Below are 26,156 nucleotides of genomic sequence, written 5' to 3'. Positions count from 1 at the left end.
CTGCAAAGATAGGGTGCAAAAGTACAAAGCGTAAACCTGATTTTAAAGGGGCTTTTAACCTTTAAAAGCGGTCATCATTCACTTCTATCCAATTCCCCTCTGTATCCTGCAGGTAAATTTGCTGTACGCCGTCTTGCCTTTTGGTAATGCCATGCTTTTCGCCGGTCCAACTTTGATAAGCAACCCCCAAATTACTCAAATGCTCAATAAATGCTTTTAAGTTGGGCACGCTGAAGCAAATATGGGTATTAATATCGTGGTTTTTAACCGCTTTAGCACCTTGAATCAAGTGTAATTGGCTGTGTGGGCCTATGCGATACCAAACATGCTTGCCATCGTGAAAGGGTTCGGGTATGGTGTCTAAATACATCACATCATGGTAAAAATCGGCTTGCTTTTGCAAATCAAACACATACACTGCAATGTGGTTAAGGGTGGGATGCATGCCGGCCATGGCATTTTTTTGAGCAAACAACGATTGGCCGCTGCATAATAAAATAGCGAAAATGGCAATAGCAAGTGATTTCATACGTAAATTTTAGATGGGAAGATACCAATTTTAAGCGGCTACTGTACCTAAAATAGCTGCATAAGGTTTATTTAATGTTTTAACCCCACAAAAATCAAAGGTATTATGGGCAAGATGGGGATGCTTATATTCACTGTTGTACTTTTGGCCGGAATTGGGCAACACCGGTAATACCTTTTATTCACCCTCTATTCAAATTCGATATTCATTCGGACTTACAGCGTTGCGCAACGCTGTTGACTCGAAGCAGTCTCGAACCAGTTTGGAAAGGGGTAGGCTTTGGAACCCATATATTTTTTTTACAGCAGCAACCATCTTTTACTCATTTCATTTGCTTTTTATGACTGGGTATTTAAGCTAATTTTCAGCCTGTTGCGCCAATATTCCATGTAACTTCCATCTACCAAAACATTTGCTCATGAAATTAGCCCTATGCTTATTTGGTTTAGTAGTACTTTCTGCTTGCCACAACAATGCTTATCATAATACATTGAGTAAAGCTTCAAAAGAAAGAAAAAATGGATGGGTTTATGTACACTTAGCCGGTACACCCTCTGAAATTGGTTATCAGCATGGTTATTTATTGGCACATGAAATTGATACTTCCATACAATCAGTGGCCTATTACTTGGCACACGAAACCCAAAAAGATTGGAGTTTTTACCGTACCTGTGCCCAAAACTTTTTGTGGAATAAATTAGATAGGGAATATAAAGATGAATTGAATGGCATAGTAGCCGGCTTGCACGACCAAGGGTTGCATTATGATAGCCTTGATTTAACGGCTTATAATGCGGTGGAAGAATTGGCTTTTTATTATGTGCCACAAATCATGAACCGCTTAAATCCCGGCAGTGGGAATAATAAAGCACCGGGTAATTGTAGTGCTTTTATAGCTACCGGCAGTTATACCAAAGATGGAAAAATTGTAATGGGGCATAATAACTGGACCGAATACATTATTGGCCAACACTGGAATGTTATTGCCGATATTGTTCCGGAAAAAGGCAATCATTTAATGATGGATTGTATGCCCGGTTTTATTCATAGTGGTGATGACTTTGTAATTACTGACAATGGATTAATGTACACTGAAACCACTATTACACAGTTTGTAGGATTTGATACCACCGGTATTCCTGAATTTGAAAGGGCACGCAAAGTGGCACAATATGCCCATAGTATTGATGATGCCATTGCTATTTTTACGCAAGGCAATAACGGCGGTTATGCCAACGACTGGTTGATTGGTGATACCAAAACCAATGAAGTAGCCAAGTTGGAACTGGGATTAAAAAATTATCGGGTATGGCGCAGTAAGGATACGGCTATTATTGGTTCTAACTTCCCCAGCGATCCGCAAATCATACAACAGGAAACAACCTTTAATGTAAACGATAGCACTACCAGCCCCAATGCCCGTAAGCGCAGAATGGAACAGTTGGTGTGCGTTAACCTGAAAGGAAAATTAGATGCCACTACCGGAAAACAAGTGGAAGCCGATCATTTTGATGCGTTAGATAATACACAAGCCAATAACCGTTGTGTTATTTGCGGGCATATTGATGAAGATGCCAAAGGTTGCAAAGAGTGGGATTTAGCACCTTATTATCCTATGGGAGCGGTGCAAGGCAAGGTAACAACTGCCGACTTAGCGGCGCATATGCAGTTTTGGGCACACATGGGGCATCCCTGTGGAGAAGATTTTGTGGGTGAAAAATTTTACAAAGCCCATCCCGAATATGCTTGGCAATCAAAGTTCTTGCAAAATATGAAAGCCTGGCCATGGACTTTATTTACGGCAACAGCCAACGCTAAACCATAACCCTATTTTGTTGTATTCGGCAGGCTGTGTTGTATTTTTGTACCCGTCTGCTATCAATTTTAAGCAGGAAACGCCTACATTTGTGGCCCTTTTTTCACTTAAAAAGGGGTAGGGTCTCATAGTTCAATGGATAGAATAGGAGTTTCCTAAACTCTAGATCCAAGTTCGATTCTTGGTGAGACCACATACAACCATCTTTTTTAACAAGGCGAGCAGCTATTCAAGCTGCTTTTTTTTATGATCATTTTGTAATTCAGCATTAGCAGATATTGATTTTTTAAGAATAATAGCTTTTTAATGATTCTTTAATGCCATGCTATCTTTTTCGGTTAAACCCTCTAAAATGCTTATCTGCCTGCATTTGCAACATATACTTAGTTTAAAAAAGATTATAAATTAAAAAAATACATTTTATAATACGTAGAAATACGTTTTTTTCTATAAATCACTTCGGTTATTTTTGAATAATATTTTTTGCTTATGAAAGAGAGAAAAGCAAAGCAGGCATTGGCAATAATGGTTGTCGGCCTATTATTTTTGGTTGCCTGCAAAAAAACGGTTACACAAATAGTGCAGTCCGCACCAAATAATACCAATAATACATGGCAATCTTTAGATGCAGTAAATCTTATTGGGGCCAATTTTTACAATAGTGGTTGTTTTAATGATAGTTTGTTCACGCTTGCCAACGGTACCTGCTACTTTACCATGAATGTTGGCAAAAATGGTTTCAGTAATGCGTTTTTTTTGACTCTATTAAATGTTAATGATAATTTACAAGCCACTTCTGCCATTAATTTTTATAATAATTACTGCATCTATTACGCTACCAATAATACCATCAATATTTTGCATATACCTTATAATAATCAGTTTTCTCAGTTTATTTATGTGCCCAATTATACGCCGGGTTTAAATAGTATATTCAGCCAGCTTTACTATTCGCCTGACCAATGCTTTCCTGTAGGATCTTATCCATTGAATAGCGGTCATTATATGCTGTCGCCGGTGGAAACAGCTGATTATAATACAGTTCGTTTTGATTTAGTAAATTTAGATACAAGTTTTATTGGTTCGCCCGGCTTACCTACACATCCCAATATGTCTTCCGTAAAAATGGTTAGTGTATCGCCGGCAGCCGGAACACTACCCGCAACCTCTTTTTATTATTGTGCAACATTCTTCAACAAGTTTTTTGTTAATTTCAATAGCCAGTTATATAGAATTGATACATTGGGTAACGTAAAGGCATTTGGGTATAACCCGGTAACCCCAACCGTAGCAAATAACTTCCGATTTTATAATATGTTTAGTATCGGAAATAATTTATTCATTAATTCCTACGGCAATATTTTCTACTCAACCGATAAGGGTGAAACCTGGCAACAATTCAATACTATTTCCAACTACCCCAATGCTTTAAGTTATATTATTTTCAGAACAATTGATGATAAACTTTATGCTACCATGATGGGTTCCAATAAACTTTTTATTGTGGGCATGAATGGGAATAATTTTTATTTGAATGAACTGAACAATACCGGCATTCCAGACAATTCAAGAATAACTTCTTTGACAAGAGTAGGAAAATACTTTTTTGTTACTACTTATAACGGGGTGTATTACCGTGATACTGCTTATGTAAATCAATTAAAAACACCCATTCATTAAATTGTAGATTGTATGAAATATGTATTATTCATTGTATTGGCGGTATTCATTGCAATTGGTTGTAAGAAAAATGATAGTGTGAACTATACTGCTGCTATTGTAGGTAATTGGCGTTATCAAAACAGCCAGATCGATACCCTGAATTCGGCGGGTAAATTGTATAATTCCCACACTGTTTATGATACTGCATTGGTTACCAATTTTGCTGACTCGTTACAGTTTACTGCCAACGATACGGCATATTATATTTTAGGTGGAAGAACTACTTATACTACCTATAAAGTAACCAATAACCAATTAAGCTTAATGGGAAGTACCGATACTGCCCGTTTATTAATTACGCAATTAAATACAGTTAGCCTGCAACTGAAAATAAATACCAATAACCTAACCATTAATTATTATGCCAATTTTGTAAAATATTAAATTTCTTTTATGAAAAACCTTTTCGTTATTTGTTTGCTCTGTTTATGCAGTTCCTGTGCCATGCATGTGATTCCGCTAAAAGGTACTTATCATAAAGAAGGTTATACTTTTTCAACCGAATTGAGTAAAGCAGCAGCATGGGATACATTAATTAATTTTTTTACGAGAGAAGGAATTGGATTGAAAACATTGGATAAAGCGGATGGCATTCTTATAACCGATAAGGTTTCATTTTTAAAACATTACACCTGGGAAAATGCCAATGATGCACCCACCGATAGTTTAGCCTATGTGGTATGTTCAAAATACCGCGATTGGACTATGGTACAACCTACTATTCGTCCTTCCATTTTAAATGGTGCATGGATGATGCATTTGTACGAACAAAACAACCACACTTATTTACAAATAAACTTAGCCAATACCGATGCCCGCATTGCAGGTTTTGGCCAAACCGCCAATGCTACCAACAACACTACTACAACTGATAATTTATCGTACAACATTGTTTTAGAAGTACGCAGCACCGGTATATTTGAAAATAAAGTGCGTAGTGCAATTGATGGGAAATGAGAGGGAACATAAATGTTGAAAATATTTGATTTTTTGTTTAATGTAATGAGGCGTTCTTTGCAATAAAAGATTAACATTTTTATTTAAGTTAATTTTAATTTGAATTTTTAAAATATATTTTTAAATTTGAATAACAAATTCAATTTTTATGAAAAAAATTCTCCCCCCCCCCCCACCCCCGCAAAAAATTACATTTATTTATGGTTAAAGCCTAAAAAGTTTTTGATAAACTTTAGCTTTCTTTTATTTGCCTTTATTTTCATGGTAACAAGTGGTTGTAAAAAAGATTTTCACAGTTCATCTTTAATTTCTGTTAACGCTAAAGATAGTATACATACTTACCCTTTAGGCAACTGGGAAAACTTAGATTTTATGCCAACTCCATCAGGAATACAAATCTTATCTCCATGGGCTAGTGGAGCTGTTAGAGGATTTTCTTCTGACATTTTATATGACATTAAACAAAGTGATGGATGGGTTTTGGTCTACAATACTTTTAATACAAATATCTTACAACACAATCCATGGTTTGCTCTTTATAATCAATATCGTGGTTTGTTAAGGATTTATATGTTTGTAGATGATGTCAACTCTTTACCTTCAACATACCTTACCTCGGGTTTAAATTTAGGACCTAACGCGAATAACTCTTCTATGTTGAATTTTATTGGTCAAGATTTAATTGATGTCTCGCAAAATAATACTACAGTTACCAAAATAGAACCTACACAAATTGCAATAAATACTTGGTATGCAAGTCAGTTTGAAATTGCTTATGATCCGAACATTACAAATACTTCAACTGATCAAATTAATCTAAATTGGTTTTTTCAATGGACTAATATAAGTACTTTTCAATTTTCAGGGGATCAGTATGGTACAATTAATGGTATTATCTCTACACCAAGTCAACCCAGTAATTTGTTCAGCAATCTTTTAAAAGGGACATTTGAGGCCACTGGCATTCAGGCTATCGATAAATATAAAAATATTCCTACTTCGATAGGTCTTTCTGCTAAAGCAGTTTCTGCTGTCGAAACTGGGTTAACATCTGGCCTGTCGGGGGTAGTTAATAATGTTTTTAATGCTATTTTCGGCGGGAGTAGTTCTAATACTCAAGAAGTGAATTTATCCATAAATACTCAGATTCAATTAAGAGGCACTTCTTCGGAAAATGGTGGGATTATACCTTATCCTGGATTAGGATTCTTTATTCCTGGTACTACTTTAGGAAATATGGCCATTGATGGGTATATGCCTGCATACAGATTGCCTATGGGTATTTTTAATATTGCTGCTAAACCAACAGTACATTTAGTTAAAAATACCTATTCAACTGGAACTCCTCAAACAATTGATAACACTTTTACAAACTTTAATTTTAAAATCGATGATAATTCTTTTAATAAAATATTTAACCCACTTGTAAGCAGTTATGTCACAAATTACAACGAATCAATTGTGTTAATCAATCCTATTCCAATTATTCCCTATATTGATAGTACACAATTAGAAACGATTGGCAATATTACTGCCCTTCAAACCAATTATCTTTCAGTTCCTTCATTTGTAGGTGCAAGATACTCACCAACCGCAGCCATCCGGATTTCTTTTAACGTAAAATTTCCTGGCTGCAGTGGTAACGGCCCTTTAATCGTAAAAACTTTCTTAGCTAATGTTGTAAACAATTAAAAATTGATAATGTATGAAAAAAATTATTTCTATTTTATGCGTATTTGTCATTTTTTCTGCTTGTAAAAAGGAAACTGTCATTACCCCTACCAGTGCAGACCAAATAACTGCTCAAATTTTAAATGTAATCAAATCAAATAATGTACAAAGGGTAATTTGCTGGAGCGATAATACCGGTTTTCCCGGCACGCCAGTTTCAAGTGACTATGGTAAAAATTGGAATATAGAAAATGGCTTCATAAGCATTAATGGAAATTACGATGTTTTTAATCTATTATATCTGGACAGATATGATATAAGTAATATATCTGTGGTTGATGGTACCAATCCTATTGCTTTATTTCTTCATTTTCAATAGATAGGCTTAATATGCCCGTATATTTTTTTAAATTGTATAAAATAACGTTTTATGTAGCTCTTAATTGTTTAATTCTTTTTTGTAATTCTTATAATTTATTAGCACAAGCAAAACTTGGCATTACAGCTGGTTATTCAAATAATATTTTGATCAGTGATAATTCATTAAATGAAAGGAATAGAGATGGATATATTGTAGGTATCAACTATAATTATTTATTTAATAATCTATTTCTTGAAACAAATTTTACATTTATTTCAAAAAATTTTAGATTTCAAAAATTTTACAATAGTGAAATATATCAACAATATGATAATAATTATTTACAGTTACCAGTTTCACTTGGGTTTTATTTTTTAAAAGCTCAAAAAATTAAAATTTCCATTTCGGGGGGTGGATTTGTTAGTTATTGGCTGCAAAGCCATATTAAAGGAGTCTTGCCAAATGTTTATAACAGCATTGATAGCTTGAATTCAAATGGGAATATTACACAGTATGCAAGACTAACGGAATATAAGGTGAAATATATTTTTTCAGATGCTGACAATAGATGGGGATTTGGGTGGAACACAGGAATTGGTATTCATTATCTTATAAATCGAAATATTTGCCTTGCTTTAAAAGGTCAGTATTTTCAATCCATTACAAATAATGAAAAAAGCAAGGGCAATTTTCAACTTTATGGTTATTTTAAAACCTTTGTAATTGAAAGTGGAGTTTTAATAGAGTTGAAACATGCAAAACATTTTTTAAAAAATGGTAAACTTTAAAAAATTATTTTCTTTAATAAGTTTATTTGTATTTTTTTCTTTAATAGTTTCATGTTATCGAAATTCAGCACTTAGTTATTCCGATAATCCTCAGACATTTAAAGATGTTTTTGAAAACTATTGGATGAAAATGAAAAGTAACTACGCTTATTGGGATTTAGATACAACCAATTGGGCAGCTGTGTTTAACAAATATGATCCTTTATTCAATAATTTAGATTTAAATAAGGAAAATGATATTAAAAAAAGTGTTTCTTATTTTAGAGACATATCTAAAAATTTATTGGATAATCATTACAATATTAATTTCCTAAATCCTGTATTAACGGATTCTGCTATATTTCCAGCCTATGACCGAAAAAGTAAATTAATTTCTTTTCATCCCCCTTATCCTTATTGGAAAATTGATACAAATTATTTAGACAAAGGGTATTTAATGGCTAAAAATACAGATTTCATCAACAACGGTGAGGCTTTAACTGTTTTATGTGGGACAATCAAACATAAAATATTGTACATAAGTTTTAATCATTGCTCATTATCCGAAAGCTACACTAGTCCAAATGGTTATTACATAAAATATGCTTTGCAATCATATTTTGCAATGCTTAATAATTTATCGGATACTATTAAAGGATTAATTATTGATGTTAGAAGTAATTTAGGCGGAGATTTAAATGATTTGAATTTTTTTGCAAAACATTTTGTAAATCATCAACATCTTTATGGTTATGCTCAATATAAAATAGGTGAAGGAATTTATAGCTATTCTACGTGGTTACCGGCTTTAGTTAATCCAAATGATAATTATAATAATATTGGTAAGCCTATAATTGTTCTTGCAGATAATTTTTCTGCTTCAACCGCTGAAGCTTTCGTAATGTTTTTTAAAACTTTACCTAACAGTCTGTTGATAGGCGAAAATACATTTGGTGCAACAGGTGCAATAGTAGAGGACAGCTCGATGAATTGCGGAAGTTTTACAATCCCGGATTTTATGAGTGTACAATTATCTTCTGCTCGTTTTAAATTTATAAACAATAAAATATACGAGAATATAGGATTTCCACCGGATGTTTTCATTCCATTTAATTCAACTAGTATTCAGGAAGGAAGGGATCTTGTTTTAGAAAAAGCAATAAGTGTAATTCATTAGAAAATTAAGTTCATTTCCGAAAAATAATCATATTACTCGAACTTTATTTTACTTTTTGTTATATAACGTACTTGTAGTTGTACCTTGAAAACGATGTAGTAAAAGTCCTAAAATCGGCTTTTTCAAATTTGTGTAAGTAAATTCGCCTGAATTTAATAGTGCATCCTTTACTTTTTAGAATCGGAATGACCCATTCAAATTCTTTAAAGCCAATTAAAATCTTATGACAACCATTAGTTTTCATTACAACGGTAAAAGCAATATTGCAAAGGTTACAGAACTAATATCGTACCCCAATACGGTATATAAGGTAGAGGTGCATGAGGATGAAATTGTAAAAGAATTCGGCAGTACTTTTTATTTCCCTAAAACTACTTTGCAAAAAATTCAGATTCCACCTTGCACCAAAAAAGAGTAAGAACTTTACACAGCAATGCTGCGTGAAATTTTTGATGAGGTATTGAAAAATTAATGCCCGAATAAAAAGCTTACTGATGCCCTAATACGGGGTGCGGCTCATATAAACTTTCTAAACTGTTTATTTCTTCTGGTGAAAGCTGAACTTCCAAAGCTGCTACGGCATCTTCTAGTTGCCCGGGTTTACTGGCCCCCACAATAGGTGCTGTAATGTAAGGTTTACTAAGTACCCAGGCTAATGCTATTTGAGCAGGCGGTAAACCACGTTTTTCTGCTAAAGCATTTACTGCATTCACAATGGCAAAATCACTTTCTTTTTGGTATAATTTTTTACCGTATTCATCTGTTTGAGCACGCAATGTTTCATTGCGGGCAGCAGTGCGTTTTCCGGTTAATAAACCACGCGCTAATGGTGACCAGGGTATAATAGCAATTTTTTGGTCCATACAAAGGGGTATCATTTCTCTTTCTTCTTCCCGGTAAATAAGGTTATAATGCGGTTGCATGGAAACAAAGCGTGTAAATCCATGTAAGTCGGCTGTGTATAAAGCTTTGGCAAACTGCCAGGCATACATGGAAGAAGCGCCAATATATCGGGCCTTTCCGGCTTTTACTACATCGTGTAATGCTTCCATGGTTTCTTCAATAGGTGTTTGATAATCCCAGCGATGAATTTGGTAGATATCTACATAATCCGTTTGTAGTCTTTTTAAACTGGCATCAATAGAATGCATTATGTGCTTTCGCGACAAGCCCCCATCGTTAGGATTAGCACTCATGGGGTTAAATACTTTGGTAGCAATAACCACTTCGTGTCGGCTGGTGTATGTTTTTAAAGCATTACCCAATACGGTTTCACTGGCACCGTAAGAATATATATCGGCCGTATCACAAAAATTAATACCTAAGTCTAAAGCCTTTTTAATAAAGGGGATACTGTCGGCTTCGTTTAAAGCCCATGGCCAACGCTCCGTAGGACGTCCATAGGTCATAGTGCCCAAACAAATTTTAGAAACTTTTAAACCGGTATTGCCAAAACGAACGTATTCCATGGTGCCTGTTTTTGGTGGTTAAATGATGGTCAAATTTCGTATAATAATTTATACAAGTAATAATGGTACTGTTAAACTTGCCATAGGGTTATTTTTCGCCACCAATAACAAGTGCAGAAGCATCAATAGCCAAATTTACTTTTCCAAAATGTTGCTCAATGATTTGGATAGTTGAAGATTTAATGGCATTTTTTGTCATTGAATCAGCTGTTTTGAATACTTTTTCAATGGGTGCTGAAATATCTTTCATCATATCCCAATATGCTTCTGCAGTATCAAAATGCAGTTGGTTGGCAACCTCTCGCTCAAATACATTTTTTAGTTGTGCTTCTTCAAAAATATGTTGCAATAGTCCGCTTTTAGCACAACGGAACATGCCCGGTGCATCAACTGGTGTTTCCGGCAATTGCAAGTGCTGTTGAATAACATGGGTAACGGCAGAAATCCAAATGTTTTTTTCAGGTAAACCCCAAACGGCAGCAACCAATTTACCGCCCGGTTTTAATACCCGTATCATTTCACGTGCCGCCAGGCGCATATCGGGAAAAAACATAAATCCGAAGCGGCAGGTAACAGCATCAAATGTATTATCTGCAAAAGGTAATTCAGTAACATCACAAACTTTTGTATCAACATTTTGTAAAGAAAGGGAAGTGGCCTTTGCTTTGGCAATGGCCAACATATCCTCCGAAAGGTCGGTCATAACTATATGGCCTTTGTGTAGCAGGCTTGCAATAGTTAAAGCAGGTTCACCGGTGCCGGAGGCAATATCCAATATCAGTTTTTGTTCCAGGGGTTGAATGTATTCAATCATGACATTACCCATTGGGGCTAAAAAATCCATTAGTAAAGCATCCCATTTTTCCCAGCCGGGTGAGCATTGATTCCATATGTTTTTTTGTTTATCGCGTATTTCTTTTAATACATTTTCCATAAAAATTTTTAATGAACCATAGCAATGTAATAAAAATTGAAAGCTAATAATATTTGTAATGAAAATAAAGGTGCAGAAAACCCAACAAAAAAAAGATTTGATTGTTATTCATGCACTGAATGATTGCGTTTAACAATAATTTGAAATAGATTTTGTTTATTCAAAAATTATGAATTTTATTAATGATGATTATGAATAGTCAACAACATTTTAATACAGTAGCGAAAGAATGGGATAAGGACAAAATGCATCAGGAACGTTCAATGGCTATTGCTGCTGCTTTACAACAAATGATACCGCTGCAAAAAAATTGGAAGGCGTTGGAGTATGGTGCAGGTACAGGCTTACTTAGTTTTATTTTAAAAGATGCTTTCAAAGAAATTGTATTAATGGATAATTCGGCTGAGATGCTGAAAGTATGTGAAGAAAAAATAGCTTATTACCAAACACCACATATTCATACAGTAGCGCTTGATTTAGAAAATACGGCGTATACTGAAAAGTTTGATATTATTTATACCCAAATGGTATTACACCATATTATGGATGTGCCGGCTATATTTAAAACTTTTCATCAATTATTAAATGCCGGGGGTTACTTGGCTATTGCCGATTTATATACTGAAGATGGCAGTTTTCATGAGCCGGGCATGCAGGTGCACAAAGGGTTTAATCCGGATGAATTGGGGCAGCAACTCAATACACTTGGATTCAATCATGTACAACATCAAACTTGTTTTACTATTGAAAGAAATAATGGGAAAAAATATCCGGTATTTTTACTAACGGCACAAAAAAACCAATAACCTAACGGTATTGGCTTTTTTACAGGGATGAATTGAATGATTTGTTATGGGGTTGTGAATCCGTATTTCCGATAAATAGCTTTGGCAGTATCTGTTTTTAAGAATTGCATAAAATCTTTACCGGCTTGTGCATGCGGAGCTTTTTTCAATAATCCGGCCATATATACGGCATGCACATTTTGCGATTCGGGAAGTGTTACCAATTGAATGGGATGGCCAATACTTTGTTGGTAAAATGCTTCAGAATACCAAACGGGTCCTGCATCGCTTTCTCCATACATAATGCGCATGGGGGTTTGACGGTGGTGTATTTGTGTAAGGTAAGTTGAGCCGTTTTGAACTTTTTGCACCATAATTGTTTTCTTTAAAGCATCACCTCCCGCTTTAATATAAGCTTCTTCAATACGTTTGGCAATACCTTCCCATTCGGGGTTGGGCATGCTAACCCTTACACCCGGTTTTCCCAAATCGTTTAGGTTGTGAATATGTTTAGGGTTGCCTTTTGCTACCATAATAGCCAATTTATTAAAGGCATAGGTAGCTGTATCGGTTACATAGGGTAGCATTTGCAGCATACGGCTTTTTCCGGCGGTATATACATCGGCCTGTAAAGTAATGCGTAAGTTACCAATGGTAATGGACCCACCTTCAATTTGTTGCGCTAAAATGCCCGGTGGTAAGGTTTCGGCGAATACACGTTGGTATTGCGGATATTTTCTTTTAAAAGCATCAATTAAATCGCCTACGCACATGTATTGATTGCCGGCAAAAAATATTACTAATTGTGCATTGTTAATATCGCCATATAAATCAGGAACATTGTCTACACCGGGAATGGTGAAATTCAAAGCACTTTTTGGAGGGGTGTTCCAAGGCGGATCGTAGCGATGTGCCTGTGCAAAGGGCTGCCGAGGGGTAGAAGCCATCAACAGAATTAGGATAAACGTCAAAACATATTTCATACAAAAGGATTTATGGAAATGATTAAATACGTTGCAAAGTTGCAGCAACAAGCCATTACTGCCTTATCATATTCGGTAATGCTTAATAATAAACAGTTATGATGTAGTTGATTGTTGCAAGCATTCATTCACATAATTTATAATGATCCACCTTTAATGATTGAACAAGGAACAGTAAGTTCTGTTGAAGTTCTGTCGCCATTAATGCAAGCCATCATTTTGTGGAATGATAATTTGCCCAGTTGGTAACCACTGGTTTCAACATAGGTAATAATAGGATAATACAGTTGCGGGAAAAAGCCATTACTCAATGCTATTACTTTTATTTGCTTGGGAATTTGCAAGCCCAGTTCTAAAATAGCCTTCATAGTACCCGTTAATATTTCATCACTCATACAAAAAACGGCTTCGGGTAGGGGTTTATGGCTGCAATGAGTTTTTGTTAGTGTGTAAGCTTCATAAAAGCTATGGGCATGTATCAGACGGCAAGATTTAGGAAACTGAATGGTATTGCTAAACGCCTGCATACGTTTTTTGGTAATAGACATGGCGGGATTACCAAAAATAGCAAGTACTTTTTTTATGCCTGCTTCATTTAAAGCAGTTGCAGCCATACTTGCAGCTTCTGCGTCGGCAATGGAAATACGGATACAATTGGCATAATCGGGAACCTTATCGAAAAAAACCACCGGTATTTGCATGGCCAATAATTTTTCAAAAGGTTGCATTTGAGTTGTGGTAGGTGTAATGCAGGCAAATACCCCGCAAACACGGTTCTGCCGCAGCAGTTTTAAGTTATTGGCTTCTACTTCAGCATTATCGCCCGATTGAAGAATCATAACGGAATAGCCTTGTTGTCGAGCTTCTTCCTCAATAGCTGCAATAAATGCATCGTAAAAAAAATTAGAAATACTGGGTACTACAATACCTAAAAGCCGATTGTTGTTGGTACGTAAGTGAATAGCGTTGGCATTGGGTTCGTAATCAAGTGTTTGAGCCAGTTCAATTACTTTGGCTTTGGTTTTTTCCGAAATATCAGGGTGGTTTTTTAAAGCCCTTGATGCTGTTGAAATACTAATTCCGAGAACTTCCGAAATTTTTTTTAAAGTAGTGGTATTCATGCCGGGGTGCTTAAATGTGAATTAAATGTGAAAGAAGTTTTCCCCTGCAAACATTTTCGCAAACGTTTGCAGGGGCTTTATTTTTTAGGATGTATAAATGAATGCAACATTTCGAATAATTTAGATGTCTAATTAACACATTGTTTTGAGAAAATTAACAAAAAGTTTTCTTAAACAGATAAAAGGTGTAAATTTAACACATTAATCTAACTAAACGCTAGCTTTATGAACTTAAAAACGCTTGCCAAAGGTATGCTCTACCTATTTTTGGCTTTGTTCTCCACCGCTGCATTTGCCCAAACAAAAGTGATTACCGGAAAGGTAACCGATTCGAAAGACGGTAGCCCTGTTGCCGGTGCTTCTGTTGTGGTAAAGGGTACCCAGTATGGTACACAAACCGGTGCTGACGGTACTTTTAAATTAAATGCCCCTGCCGATTCAAAAACATTGGTAATTAGTTCATTGAACTTTGTTACCCAAGAGATTACCATTACGGGCTCAACCATTAATGTAGCATTAGTGCCCTCAGCCGATCAGTTAGGCGATGTGGTAGTAATTGGTTATGGTACTGCTCGTAAAAATGACCTTACCGGTGCCTTAGCCTCAGTTAAAGCCAAGGACTTTAACCAAGGTATTATTAGTTCACCCGACCAATTGTTGCAAAACAAGGTTGCCGGTTTACAAATAGTATCAAATGGTGGTCAGCCCGGAACAGCCACTACCGTAAAATTAAGAGGTAACAGTTCATTAATAGCCGGTCAACAACCCTTATATGTAATAGATGGAGTGCCTTTGGATGGTAGAACTGCTCGTCCTTCTGTTACACTAAACACAGGTGGTTTCGGAACTACCCCCGATGATAACCCATTGTTGTTTATTAACATGAATGACATTGCCCAGGTTGATGTGTTGAAAGATGCCTCTGCTACCGCTATTTATGGTTCTCGTGGTGCTAATGGTGTTATTTTAATTACCACTAAAAAAGCAACTGCAGGACCTTTAAAAGTAGAAGCAGGTGTATCATATGGAGTGAATGCGGGTTACATGAAGCGTTATGATATTTTAAATGCCAGTCAATTCAGACAAGCTTTAACTAAATACAATTTGCCGAGCAGTTTAGATGGAGGTGCAAATATTGATGCTTTTAAGGCAATTGAACAAAATACCATTGCACAAAACTATAATTTAGCTTTTAGCGGTGGTAATGAAAATGGTCGTTTCAGGGCTTCTTTCTTAGCATCTACACAGCCCGGTATTATTAAAAATACTGACTTGTCTAAATACATTGCTTCTTTTGGCGGTGAATATAAAATGTTAGATAAGCGTTTGACTATTGGTTTTAACATGATTGCCGGCCACGTAACTTACCAGTTGCCCAACGTATCTAATACAGCCGGTTCTCAAGGTAACTTAATTAGTTCTGCCTTAAGTTGGAATCCAACACAGCCGTTCACCAATAGCAGTGGTTTATATATTTACCCAACCAATGGTTCAGGTAACCCATTATCATTGTTAACTGCCTATTCTGACTTGTCAAATTTGAATACCTTTTTAGGAAACATCAATGCAACTTATAAGTTAGCTAAAAACTTAAGTTACAAGTTTTTATATGCCATTAACCATGCAACCGGTAATCGTTTAACAAATATTGATGGTTTTATTCAAGGATATAGTGGTTTATCCGGTTTAGGTTTTGGTGCTATTTCTGATGCCACCTTAACTTCTCAAACCTTCACTCATACTTTGAACTATGATGTAAACCTTACTAAAAAATTAAAATTGAACGCTGTTGCAGGTTATGAATATTGGACTTCTGATTATTCAAACCAAAGTTTCAGTGCTACCGGTTTCAATACCAATTTAGATCAGACTAAGTTGGTGAATATTCCTTACACCTCAATTTTACAAAATGGGAATACACAAAACTTGCCCAGTATTTATGTAGATCCTACCACCGATTTGCAATCATACTTTGTAAGAGGCAGGTTTAATTATGATGATAAGTATTTCTTAGATGCGTCATTCCGTGCAGATGGTTCTAATAAGTTCGGTGCCAATAACAAATACGGATATTTCCCCGCATTTGGTGCCCGTTGGGTAATGAGCAATGAGAAATTCTTGCAAGACAATAAAACCATTTCCAACTTAGCATTAAGAGCTTCTTGGGGTATTACAGGTAGCCAGGAATTCCCTGCTTCTGCTTCTCAAGAATCATTTGGAGTAATCTCGTACAATAACATAGGTCAATCAAACGTATTTAATCCCAATTTAAAATGGCAACAAACTTCACAAGTTGACTTGGGATTAGACTTTGGTTTCTTTAATGGACGTTTATTCGGTAGCTTCGATTACTACAATAAAAACACTACCAACATTTTATTCCAAAGCAATGCTATTCAGCCGGCACCTGCCGCCACTTACTGGATTAACTTACCCGGTCATATCTTAAACAAAGGTTTTGAGTTTTCTTTAGGCGCAGTAGTTGTTGATAAAAAAGACTTCGGTTGGAATGTAAACTTTAACATGGCTTACAACAAAAACAAGTTAACAGACTTTTATGCACCAGGAACTACAACACCTTTACAAATCTTAACTGGTCAAATTACCGGTCAGGGTGTATCCGGAACTTTAGCACAAATTATGACGAACAATCAGCCCATTGATGCGTTTTATTTAAAACCATTTGGTGGATTTGATGCGAATGGAAATCAAATAATTGGTGCTAATCCTATAATAGCCGGTAACCCTAACCCCACTACTGTATATGGTGTTGGTACCGATATACGTTATAAGAAATTTACTTTAACCATAAATGGCGGTGGACAAGGTGGATATTTAATATATAGCAATACTGCTACAAACATCACTAACATCTCCGGTATTGTAGGTGGAAGAAATATTGATAAAGCAGCCTTCAATTCACCAGAAGCAGTTACTTCAGCAGTTGGTGCTTCAACTCGCTTCCTGCAAAGCGGTAACTTCTTTAAACTGAGAAATGCAACCATTAATTACCAAATTGGTAATGTGGGTAAATACATCAAAAATATGAGCGCATTCGTAACAGGTAACAACTTGTTCGTGATTACTAAGTTCACCGGTTTCGACCCTGAGGTAAATACGGATCATAGTAATGCAGGTTATCCTTCATTATCTATCGAATATCTGCCTTACCCAACACAGCGTACTGTATCATTTGGTGTTAATTTCTCTTTATAAGTTAATTATTAAAAATTATAACTATGCTACCTTATAAAAAAATATTTGCAGTTGCAATACCATTATTAGGCATGATAGTGGGTTGTACAAAACTGGATCAATCCTTAAAAAGTTCATTGACAGCTACGCAGGCAGCTAATGCTTTAGGTGCTAATGGAACACAGTTGTTGTTGAATGCAGCTTATGTTGATTTGGCAACCCCTTTTACAGGACAAGACCAGGTATTTTCTTTGGAAGAAAATTCAACAGATGAATCACTGGTACCTACTCGCGGTGGTGACTGGGATGATAACGGTGTTTGGAGAGTAATTCATAACCATACCTGGAATGCAGATCATCAACAAGTATTAAATGTGTTCAATAACTTGAACAAATTAAACTTTGATGCCACCAACGTGTTGTCATTTACCCCCAATGCTTCTCAAGCAGCGCAAGCAAGGTTTTTGAGGGCGTATGCACTATACTATTTATTAGACTTATATGGTCAATACCCCATTAGAAATCCGGGCGATAATTTGTTGAATGCGCCAACTGTGCTTTCAGGAGCTGCGGCTGTTAACTTTATCATTTCTGAGCTTACTGCTGCATTGCCAAATTTACCTGCTTCAACAGGTGGAACAGGTGCAAGTACCGCTACTCAAGATGCTGCAAAAGTATTGTTGATGCATATTTATTTACAACGTGGTGCTTTTTTAAACCGTGCTGCACCAACCTTTGCTTCATCTGATTTGGATTCTGTGATTTATTATGGTAATCAAATCATCAACAGTGGATTGTATAGCTATTCTTCAGAATATTTCGATAACTTTAAAGCAACTAATGGTAGTTCACCAGAGTTAATATTTGGTTATCCTAATACTTCCGGTAATCCTGTAAACAATTCCGGTATAGATGCACGTTGGATGATGACGCTGCACTACAATTCATATACTGCACAAGCACCCAACGCCGGTTGGAATGGTTTCTCTACTATGAGTGATTTCTATAACACTTTCGGGGTAAATGCCGGTGGTGTTGTACCAACCACTTATTCAATGGCTGATTCTGTATTAGATAGCAGAATTGGTTTAAGAAAAAATCCCAACGTTACTCCTTATTCCGGTATTCGTCCGGGTATGTTGGTGGGTCAGCAATATGACCAAAATGGTAATCCTTTACAAGATAGAAAAGGTAATCCGTTGGCCTTTACACCCACTATTGCTTCTAATATGATTGAAACAGGCAGTAACTTGGAAGTAACCGGTATTCGTGTAGTGAAATATGTGCCTGATTTTACCGACCCAACCGGTAAATATTACTCTTCCAACTCAGGTAACTGGTTAGTATTAATGCGTTATCCTGATGTAGTTTTAATGGTAGCTGAAGCTTACTTGAGAAAAAATCAAACTTCGCAAGCATTGAATTTAGTGAATCAATTGCGTGCAGCGCGTAATGCACCTACACTAACTTCCATTACATTAGTAAATCCATCAAATGTAGATGACCCCACTACTTTATTGGCTGAAAGAGGTCGTGAGTTGTATTGGGAAAGCTACAGAAGAACCGACTTAATTCGTTTCGGTGTATTCTTAACCCCATGGCAGTATAAACCTAATGATGATCCTAAAAACTTGGTTTATCCCATTCCAACTCAAGCTTTGGCAGCTAATCCAAACTTAGTACAAAACCCAGGTTATTAAACCAACCCCTTTCATAGTAACATTCAACCAACGACCGGATTTATCCGGTCGTTTGGTTTTTATTTATTGATAGCTTTCGCCAAATAAAGACTTTCAAAAGCGGTTATTAATTGTTTTTCAATAATTTTTATGGCTGTACTGCTGTTTAGTATTCGTGCATAGTACTTACATTTACAACCATTCAATAATGTAACAAGCAATTGTGGTTATGTTGCATTTTTACAATTGCTATTTTTATAAGTATATTTTATTATGAAATATTTATATGGTTTTTTCTTTTTGCTTTTCTTGACAGCATGCCATCAAAGCAATAAAAATACTTTGTTTACTTTAATGACTAATACCGGTATTCATTTTAGAAATGATGTTACCGATGGAAGATTGGAAAATAGTTTTTTATTCAGAAATTTTTACAATGGAGGTGGGGTTGCTATTGGTGATATTAATAATGATGGGTTGCCCGATGTTTTCTTTACCTCAAACATGGGTGAAAATAAATTGTATTTAAATGAAGGCAACTTTAAGTTTAAAGATATTACTGCTACTGCTGGCTTCAAACAAGACAGTATGTGGAGTACAGGCGTGGTGTTTGTAGACATTAATAATGATGGTTGGTTAGATATTTATGTTTGTAACTCAGGCCACATGAGTAATGGAAACAGACGCAATAAACTGTATATCAATAACCATAATAATACTTTTACTGAAGAAGCACATAAATATGGATTAGACCATAAGGGATATACCACACAAGTTTCGTTTTTTGATTATGATTTAGATGGAGATTTGGATTGCTTTATTATTGATAATAGTCCTATTCCCGTTAATCAATTAGGGTTTAACAATAATCGCGATTTGCCCGATAGCGCCTGGAAAATAGCCGACTTTTTAAAAGGTGGCGGGAACCATTTATTGCGTAATGATAATGGCCATTTTGTAGATGTTACCCAACAAGCAGGGCTGCACAGCAGCTTAATAAGCTTTGGTTTGGGTATTTCAGTAGGTGATGTAAATGGCGATGGATATCCGGATATATATGTATCAAACGATTCTTATGAACGGGACTACCTTTATGTAAACCAACGTAATGGCACTTTTAAAGATGAGTTTGAAGATCGTATTAAGCATACCAGCTTCTCTTCCATGGGTAGTGATTTTGCCGACATAAATAATGATGGTTGTATTGATATTTTTAATACCGACATGCTGCCCGATGATGATTATCGGTTAAAAACCACCGGTGCATTTGATAATATTGATTTGTTTAGAAGTAAGTTAAGGGCAGGCTTTTATTACCAATATGTAAAAAACTGTTTGCAGTTAAATGATAAAAATGGAAAGTTTTCTGAAATAGCCAATTATGCCGGCGTTCCGGCTTCAGACTGGAGCTGGGGTGCTTTGATGTTCGATATGGATAATGATGGTTACAATGATATTTATGTTTGCAATGGGGTGAACCGTGATGTGACTGACTTAGATTTTATTGATTTTTTTGCAAATGATGTGATACAAAAAATGGTTCTTACCGGTAAAAAAGATAATGTAGATCAGGTATTATTGAAAATTCCGCAAAATCCATTATTAAATAAGGCTTTTCAAAATCAACACGACTTGCGTTTTATTGATAAGGCAAAAGATTGGGGCTTGGTGCAATCTTCTTTTTCCAATGGTGCCGCCTATGGCGATTTAGATAATGATGGTGATTTAGACCTGGTAGTGAATAATGAAAACATGGAAGCGTTTGTGTATAAAAACAACAGCCGCGAACTCAACCATAATCATTATGTGGGCTTTATGTTGAAAGGTACTAACCAAAACACTTTTGCTATTGGCAGTAAAATTGAAGTATATGCCAACGGACAAATTATGAGTCGCGATGTTTATCCCAGCCGAGGCTTTCAATCTTCTATGGATTATAAACAAATTATTGGTTTAGGACAGCTAACACATATTGATTCTATACGCATAATTTGGCCAAACCTGGGTATCACCACTTATTTAACCCCTGCTGTTGATACCGTCTATCATTATCAACAACCCGATACTTTTAATACCTACTTCAAAAAAGAAAATACAACGGTTACCCCTTTGCTCGATTCCGTTAAATCTGTATTTCTTCGTCATGTAGAGGATGATAATATAGACTTTAACTATGAACGCAATATCCCGAAAATGCTATCACGTGAAGGTCCTAAAGGTGCTGTGGCGGATGTAAACGGTGATGGTTTAGCCGATATATACATCGGAGGTACTGTTGGACATCCGGGACAAATTTATCTTCAGCAGCCTAATGGCACTTTTGTTCAAAAGCCTGAACCTACTTTTGAACAGTTCCGCGATTTTGAAGATGGTGCAGTAGCATTTTTAGATTATGACCATGATGGCGATATGGATTTGCTGGTGTGTCCTTCAGGTAATGCGCAACCTTCCAATACCAGGCAAATGCAATTGCGTCTTTATACCAATGATGGTAAAGGCAACTTTGCCATTAAAACAGATGCATTTCCTAATACGGGCATGAATGTATCTGCCGTTGCCGTGCACGACTTTAATAATGATGGCTATCCGGATGTATTTGTAGGTGGACGTAATGAACCCCGTAATTATGGTGTTGACCCACAAAGCTATTTGTTTGTAAACGATAAGAATGGCCATTTCACCGATATAGCTTCTACCAAAAATCCGGCTATTGCACATATTGGTATGGTAACCGGTGCCCAATGGGCCGATGTTTTAGGAACCGGTAACCCGCAATTAATTATTGTAGGAGAGTGGATGACCCCTCATATTTTCAGTGTTAATGGCGAACAATTTACAGAAGTGCCTACTAATTTAAATAATAAATACGGTTGGTGGGAAAGCTTGGCTGTTGCTGATATGAATGGTGATGGATTGCCTGATTTAGTAATAGGAAACATAGGTGAAAACTTTTACTTGCATCCCGATTCCACTCATCCTGTTAAGTTATGGATTAATGACTTTAACCAAAATGGTGTGCAGGACAAGGTACTTACCAGTACCATTAACGGTAAAGACTTGCCGGTGTTCTTAAAACGTGATATGGAGGATGAAATACCCTCATTGAAAAAAAATAATTTAAAACACCACGATTATGCTTCTAAATCAGTACAGGAATTATTTCCGGCTTCGGTTATCAACAGCTGCATTGTAAAACAATTCAATTATACGCCTTCCGTTATTGCTATTAATAAAGGAAATGGGCAGTTTGAATTGCAAAAATTACCCCCTGTTGTACAATTCTCTTCGGTAAATGCCATTCAATGTGCCGATTTAAATGGCGATGGTAAAAAGGACTTAATACTGGGTGGTAATGAGTTTGGCTTTTTACCACAGCTTGAACGCTTAGATGCCAGTTATGGAACAATATTAATGAACAGAGGTAATGCTGTATTTAAAGTGTTAACCACACAACAATCGGGGGTTGAATTAAATGGAATGGTCCGCGATATATTAGCCATTCCTACACGCGAAAATCCTTATTATTTATTCCTTCGCAATGATGATTATCCGGTTTTGTTTAAACTGAATAGTAGTAATCAATTATTGAAAAGAAAATAACTGTACATCATTGTATTTGCAACACACCTAATTAAATGAAAGCATGGTAAAACAATTGGCATTATATTTTGCATTATTCATGGCATTGGTTGCTTGTCATTCCAATAATAAGGAAGTTTATCAAGCACCATTGTTTTCGGTGTTAACCGATACTCAAACCGGCTTACATTTTCAAAATAAGCTTACACCTACACCTAACTTCAATATGTTTAAGTACATGTATTTTTATAACGGTGCAGGCATTGGCGCAGGCGATTTTAATAATGACGGAAAGATTGATTTGTTTTTTACTGCTAATCAAGGCAACAACAAACTGTTTTTAAATAAAGGAAATTTAAAGTTTGAAGATGTAACCCAACAAGCAGAAATTCCGCAAACAAATAATTGGTCAACCGGTGTTTCGGTAGTGGATATTAATAATGACGGGCTGTTGGATATTTATATTTGTTGTGTAGGGCATTATGATGTGCTACAGGGACACAACCAACTGCTTATTTGCACAGGTATTGATTCATCAGGTGTACCGCATTATAAAGATGAAGCCAAAGCTTATGGCCTTGACTTTTCCGGCTTTAGTACACAAGCCGTATTTTTTGATTATGACCATGATGGTGATTTAGATATGTTTTTGTTGAATCATTCTGTACACCAAAATGGTTTATTTGCACCAAGGCAAAATTTTTTAGGCACCTACGATTCTCTTTCCGGTGATAGAATTTTTAGAAATAACGGGAACAACACATTTACGGATGTTACTCGTCAAACAGGCATTAACAGTTCAGCTATCAGTTATGGGTTAGGTGTGGTTGTTGCCGATATTAACTTGGACGGCTATCCCGATTTATATGTTGGAAACGATTTTCATGAAAATGATTATTTATACATTAACCAAAAAAACGGCACATTTAAAGAGGAAAATAATGATCGCTTAATGCATACCAGTCAGTTTTCAATGGGCGTAGATGTTGCCGATGCTAATAACGATGGCTATCCGGAAATTATTTCTATGGATATGCTTCCATACGATCCCTACATTTTAAAAAGGTCGCTTGGTGAGGATGAATACGATATCTTTTTCCATAAAATTAAAGTGGGTTATAACTATCAATATACAAGGAACAATTTACAATACAATCGCCGCAATGGCATGTTTAGCGAAATAGGCTTGTATTCAGGTGTTTTTGCAACCGATTGGAGTTGGGCGCCTTTATGGATGGATTTTGATAACGATGGGAAAAAAGATTTATTCGTTTCGAACGGCATTCCCAAGCGCATGAATGACATGGATTATGTAAATTTTATTTCTAACGAAGAAATTCAACGCAAAATAAACAGTAATACTATTGCCGATCAGGATATGGCATTGGTAAATAAATTCCCTGAAATAAAAATTCCGAATAAATTTTTTCATAACGGTGGGCAATTGCTGTTTTCCGATGAAGAAAATCGCATCCAAAATAATCAGCCTACTTATTCAAATGGAGCAATTTATGCCGACTTAGATAATGATGGTGATTTAGACATAGTTGTGAATAATATTGATGAACCTGTTATGGTTTATGAAAACAAAACGAATAATGGAACTACCCAAAAACCTTATTTGGAATTAAACTTAAAAGGCCCTGAAAAAAATATTCATGCATTGGGCGCAAAAGCAGTGCTGTTTATTCAAAATGAAATAAGAACCTATGAAAAGTATCCCGTACATGGTTTTCAAAGCAGTATGGAAATTCCTTTGCATATTGGCTTAGATAGTACAAAAGTTGATTCCGCCTTTTTAATATGGCCCGATAACACCTATCAACGGTTAAACCTTGCTGTTATTAATAATCAACAAACCTATACCTACCAAAAAAACTTACCCAAATTCAATTATAACTGCATTCTTAATTTCAAGCCCAATAAAACTCCTTTATTAACAGATCTTACGCAGGCAACTCACTTGAACTATGTACATCAGGAAAATCATTTTGTAGAGTTTGATCGAGAGTCTTTAATTCCACACATGGTTTCAACAGAAGGCCCTGCTTTGGCGGTTGCCGATATTAATCACGATGGATTAGAGGATGTGTTCATTGGTGCAGCTCGAACTTTTAAGCCTGCAGTTTTCTTACAACAGCCCAATGGAACTTTTCAATTTTTAAATGAGCCTGCGTTAAATGCCGATAGCACTTATGAAGATGTTGATGCCATTTGGACGGATGTGAACAATGATGGCAATATTGACTTGGTAATAGCTTCAGGAGGTAATGAATATTATGGCACTGATGAACGCATGCAACCAAGAGTTTACTTGAATGATGGCAAAGGTAACTTAACCAAATTGCCCAATGCATTCAACAATATTTATATGACTGCCTCTTCGGTGGCTGCATATGATTTTAACGGAGACGGTTTTGTGGATCTATTCATTGGTGGCCGAGCAGTACCTTGGAATTATGGTATAACCCCTAATTCTTACTTATTGCTGAATGATGGCAAAGGGCATTTTACCGATGTTACCGATAAATATGCATCAGGATTAAAAAATATTGGCCTCGTTACGCAAGGCCAGTGGTTCGATTTAAATAAGGATGGAAAAAAGGATTTGTTAGTAACTACCGAATGGGGCGGTATTTATGCTTTCATGAATACCAATGGGCATTTTGAAAAAAACACCCTTACCGACAAAAAGGGTTGGTGGAATTTTGTTTATCCTGTTGATATTAATAATGATGGCAATATTGACTTTATTGCCGGTAACTTAGGTTTGAATAGTCGTTTAAAAGCTACCGATAAACAACCCATACGCCTTTATGTAAATGATTTTGACGACAATGGTCAGAAAGAACAAATTCTAACCTATTACTTAGCAGGGAAAGAAATTCCTTTTGCCAATAAAGATGAATTGCAAAAACAAATTCCAATTATTAAAAAACGCTTTCTATATGCAGAAGATTTTGCTAAGGCAAGTTTAACAGATTTGTTTACTGCCGAAAAACTGCAGTCATCTACTGTACTGGAAGCCAATTATTTAAAAAATGCCATCTTAATGAATGATGGAAAAATGCATTTTACCCTACAAGAAATGCCTTGGCAAGCGCAATTAGCACCCTATAAAACGGCTTGTGTGTTAGATAGCAATGCCAATGGATTACCTGAAGTAATGCTGGGGGGTAATTTTTACGATAACAATATTCAAATGGGGCGCTACGATGCCGATTTTGGAACCGTATTAAGTTTAAATGCTCAACACCAACTTACCGCAAGTACATTAAATGGATTGATAATTAAAGGACAAATAAGGCATATTCTTCCTATTCGCATTCAAGGGAAACAATGTTTCATTGTTGCACGGAATAATGATGGTACAATGGTAATTGGTTTCAAAAAGCCATAAGCGCTTTTTGT

General features: G+C 36.0%; 19 protein-coding genes and 1 tRNA gene. 15 read left to right on the top strand and 5 right to left on the bottom strand.

Annotated elements, in window-relative coordinates:
• Positions 1-61: 61 nt before the first annotated feature.
• Complete coding sequence (locus LX80_RS09330; RefSeq protein ID WP_245898030.1) at positions 62-529, bottom strand: VOC family protein; 468 nt, start codon at positions 527-529, stop codon at positions 62-64.
• A 418-nt stretch (positions 530-947) separates the two neighbouring features.
• On the opposite strand from LX80_RS09330, the gene LX80_RS09325 reads away from it, so the two are divergent.
• The 10 genes from LX80_RS09325 to LX80_RS09280 all read left to right on the top strand — a co-directional run bounded on the left by LX80_RS09325 (position 948) and on the right by LX80_RS09280 (position 9,418).
• Entirely contained in the window at positions 948-2,354 is a 1,407-nt protein-coding gene (locus LX80_RS09325; protein ID WP_111295560.1) for a C45 family autoproteolytic acyltransferase/hydolase, read from the top strand.
• Between the two features lie 112 nt (positions 2,355-2,466).
• Positions 2,467-2,538 (top strand) — tRNA-Arg (locus tag LX80_RS09320).
• A gap of 296 nt (positions 2,539-2,834) precedes the next feature.
• Complete coding sequence (locus LX80_RS09315) at positions 2,835-4,025, top strand: hypothetical protein (protein ID WP_111295558.1); 1,191 nt, start codon at positions 2,835-2,837, stop codon at positions 4,023-4,025.
• Between the two features lie 12 nt (positions 4,026-4,037).
• Positions 4,038-4,451, top strand: a complete 414-nt coding sequence (locus LX80_RS09310; protein WP_111295556.1) for a hypothetical protein — start codon at positions 4,038-4,040, stop codon at positions 4,449-4,451.
• Between the two features lie 9 nt (positions 4,452-4,460).
• Positions 4,461-5,024 (top strand): hypothetical protein, encoded by a 564-nt coding sequence (locus tag LX80_RS09305; RefSeq protein ID WP_146250456.1) that lies wholly within the window; start codon positions 4,461-4,463, stop codon positions 5,022-5,024.
• A gap of 261 nt (positions 5,025-5,285) precedes the next feature.
• Entirely contained in the window at positions 5,286-6,716 is a 1,431-nt protein-coding gene (locus LX80_RS09300) for a hypothetical protein (RefSeq protein ID WP_146250454.1), read from the top strand.
• Positions 6,717-6,729: 13 nt separating this feature from the next.
• Positions 6,730-7,074 (top strand): hypothetical protein, encoded by a 345-nt coding sequence (locus LX80_RS09295; protein WP_111295550.1) that lies wholly within the window; start codon positions 6,730-6,732, stop codon positions 7,072-7,074.
• Between the two features lie 11 nt (positions 7,075-7,085).
• Positions 7,086-7,844: an outer membrane beta-barrel protein gene (locus LX80_RS09290; RefSeq protein WP_111295548.1), complete on the top strand. Its 759-nt coding sequence runs from the start codon at positions 7,086-7,088 to the stop codon at positions 7,842-7,844.
• On the top strand, positions 7,831-9,000 hold the full coding sequence (locus tag LX80_RS09285; protein ID WP_111295546.1) for a S41 family peptidase: 1,170 nt from the start codon (positions 7,831-7,833) through the stop codon (positions 8,998-9,000). Before LX80_RS09290 ends, LX80_RS09285 begins: the two co-directional genes overlap by 14 nt.
• Positions 9,001-9,223: 223 nt before the next feature.
• Positions 9,224-9,418: a hypothetical protein gene (locus tag LX80_RS09280; RefSeq protein WP_111295544.1), complete on the top strand. Its 195-nt coding sequence runs from the start codon at positions 9,224-9,226 to the stop codon at positions 9,416-9,418.
• A gap of 70 nt (positions 9,419-9,488) precedes the next feature.
• Here LX80_RS09280 and LX80_RS09275 read toward each other — a convergent pair whose 3' ends face one another.
• Positions 9,489-10,469, bottom strand: coding sequence for an aldo/keto reductase (locus tag LX80_RS09275; protein WP_111295542.1), 981 nt, complete (start codon positions 10,467-10,469; stop codon positions 9,489-9,491).
• A gap of 88 nt (positions 10,470-10,557) precedes the next feature.
• Positions 10,558-11,403, bottom strand: coding sequence for a class I SAM-dependent methyltransferase (locus tag LX80_RS09270; protein WP_111295540.1), 846 nt, complete (start codon positions 11,401-11,403; stop codon positions 10,558-10,560).
• 191 nt (positions 11,404-11,594) lie between these two features.
• Between LX80_RS09270 and LX80_RS09265 the strand changes: the two genes are divergently transcribed.
• The gene (locus tag LX80_RS09265; protein WP_170120426.1) at positions 11,595-12,209 is read left to right on the top strand and encodes a class I SAM-dependent DNA methyltransferase; all 615 of its coding nucleotides are present in this window, start codon (positions 11,595-11,597) and stop codon (positions 12,207-12,209) included.
• A gap of 44 nt (positions 12,210-12,253) precedes the next feature.
• Here LX80_RS09265 and LX80_RS09260 read toward each other — a convergent pair whose 3' ends face one another.
• The gene (locus LX80_RS09260; RefSeq protein WP_111295536.1) at positions 12,254-13,171 is read right to left on the bottom strand and encodes a molybdate ABC transporter substrate-binding protein; all 918 of its coding nucleotides are present in this window, start codon (positions 13,169-13,171) and stop codon (positions 12,254-12,256) included.
• Between the two features lie 137 nt (positions 13,172-13,308).
• Entirely contained in the window at positions 13,309-14,292 is a 984-nt protein-coding gene (locus LX80_RS09255; protein WP_111295534.1) for a LacI family DNA-binding transcriptional regulator, read from the bottom strand.
• Between the two features lie 252 nt (positions 14,293-14,544).
• On the opposite strand from LX80_RS09255, the gene LX80_RS09250 reads away from it, so the two are divergent.
• From LX80_RS09250 to LX80_RS09235, 4 genes are all read left to right on the top strand, one after another.
• Positions 14,545-17,508 (top strand): SusC/RagA family TonB-linked outer membrane protein, encoded by a 2,964-nt coding sequence (locus LX80_RS09250; RefSeq protein WP_170120425.1) that lies wholly within the window; start codon positions 14,545-14,547, stop codon positions 17,506-17,508.
• 23 nt (positions 17,509-17,531) lie between these two features.
• Entirely contained in the window at positions 17,532-19,187 is a 1,656-nt protein-coding gene (locus tag LX80_RS09245; protein ID WP_111295530.1) for a RagB/SusD family nutrient uptake outer membrane protein, read from the top strand.
• A gap of 252 nt (positions 19,188-19,439) precedes the next feature.
• Complete coding sequence (locus LX80_RS09240) at positions 19,440-22,766, top strand: FG-GAP-like repeat-containing protein (RefSeq protein ID WP_245898029.1); 3,327 nt, start codon at positions 19,440-19,442, stop codon at positions 22,764-22,766.
• Between the two features lie 43 nt (positions 22,767-22,809).
• Entirely contained in the window at positions 22,810-26,145 is a 3,336-nt protein-coding gene (locus tag LX80_RS09235) for a VCBS repeat-containing protein (protein ID WP_111295528.1), read from the top strand.
• The last annotated feature ends 11 nt before the right edge of the window (positions 26,146-26,156 follow it).

It is taken from the genome of Hydrotalea sandarakina, assembly GCF_003254115.1.
Taxonomy (GTDB): domain Bacteria; phylum Bacteroidota; class Bacteroidia; order Chitinophagales; family Chitinophagaceae; genus Hydrotalea; species Hydrotalea sandarakina.
The sequence above is the reverse complement of the archived record's forward strand: the minus strand, read 5'-3'. Positions and strand labels throughout refer to the sequence as shown.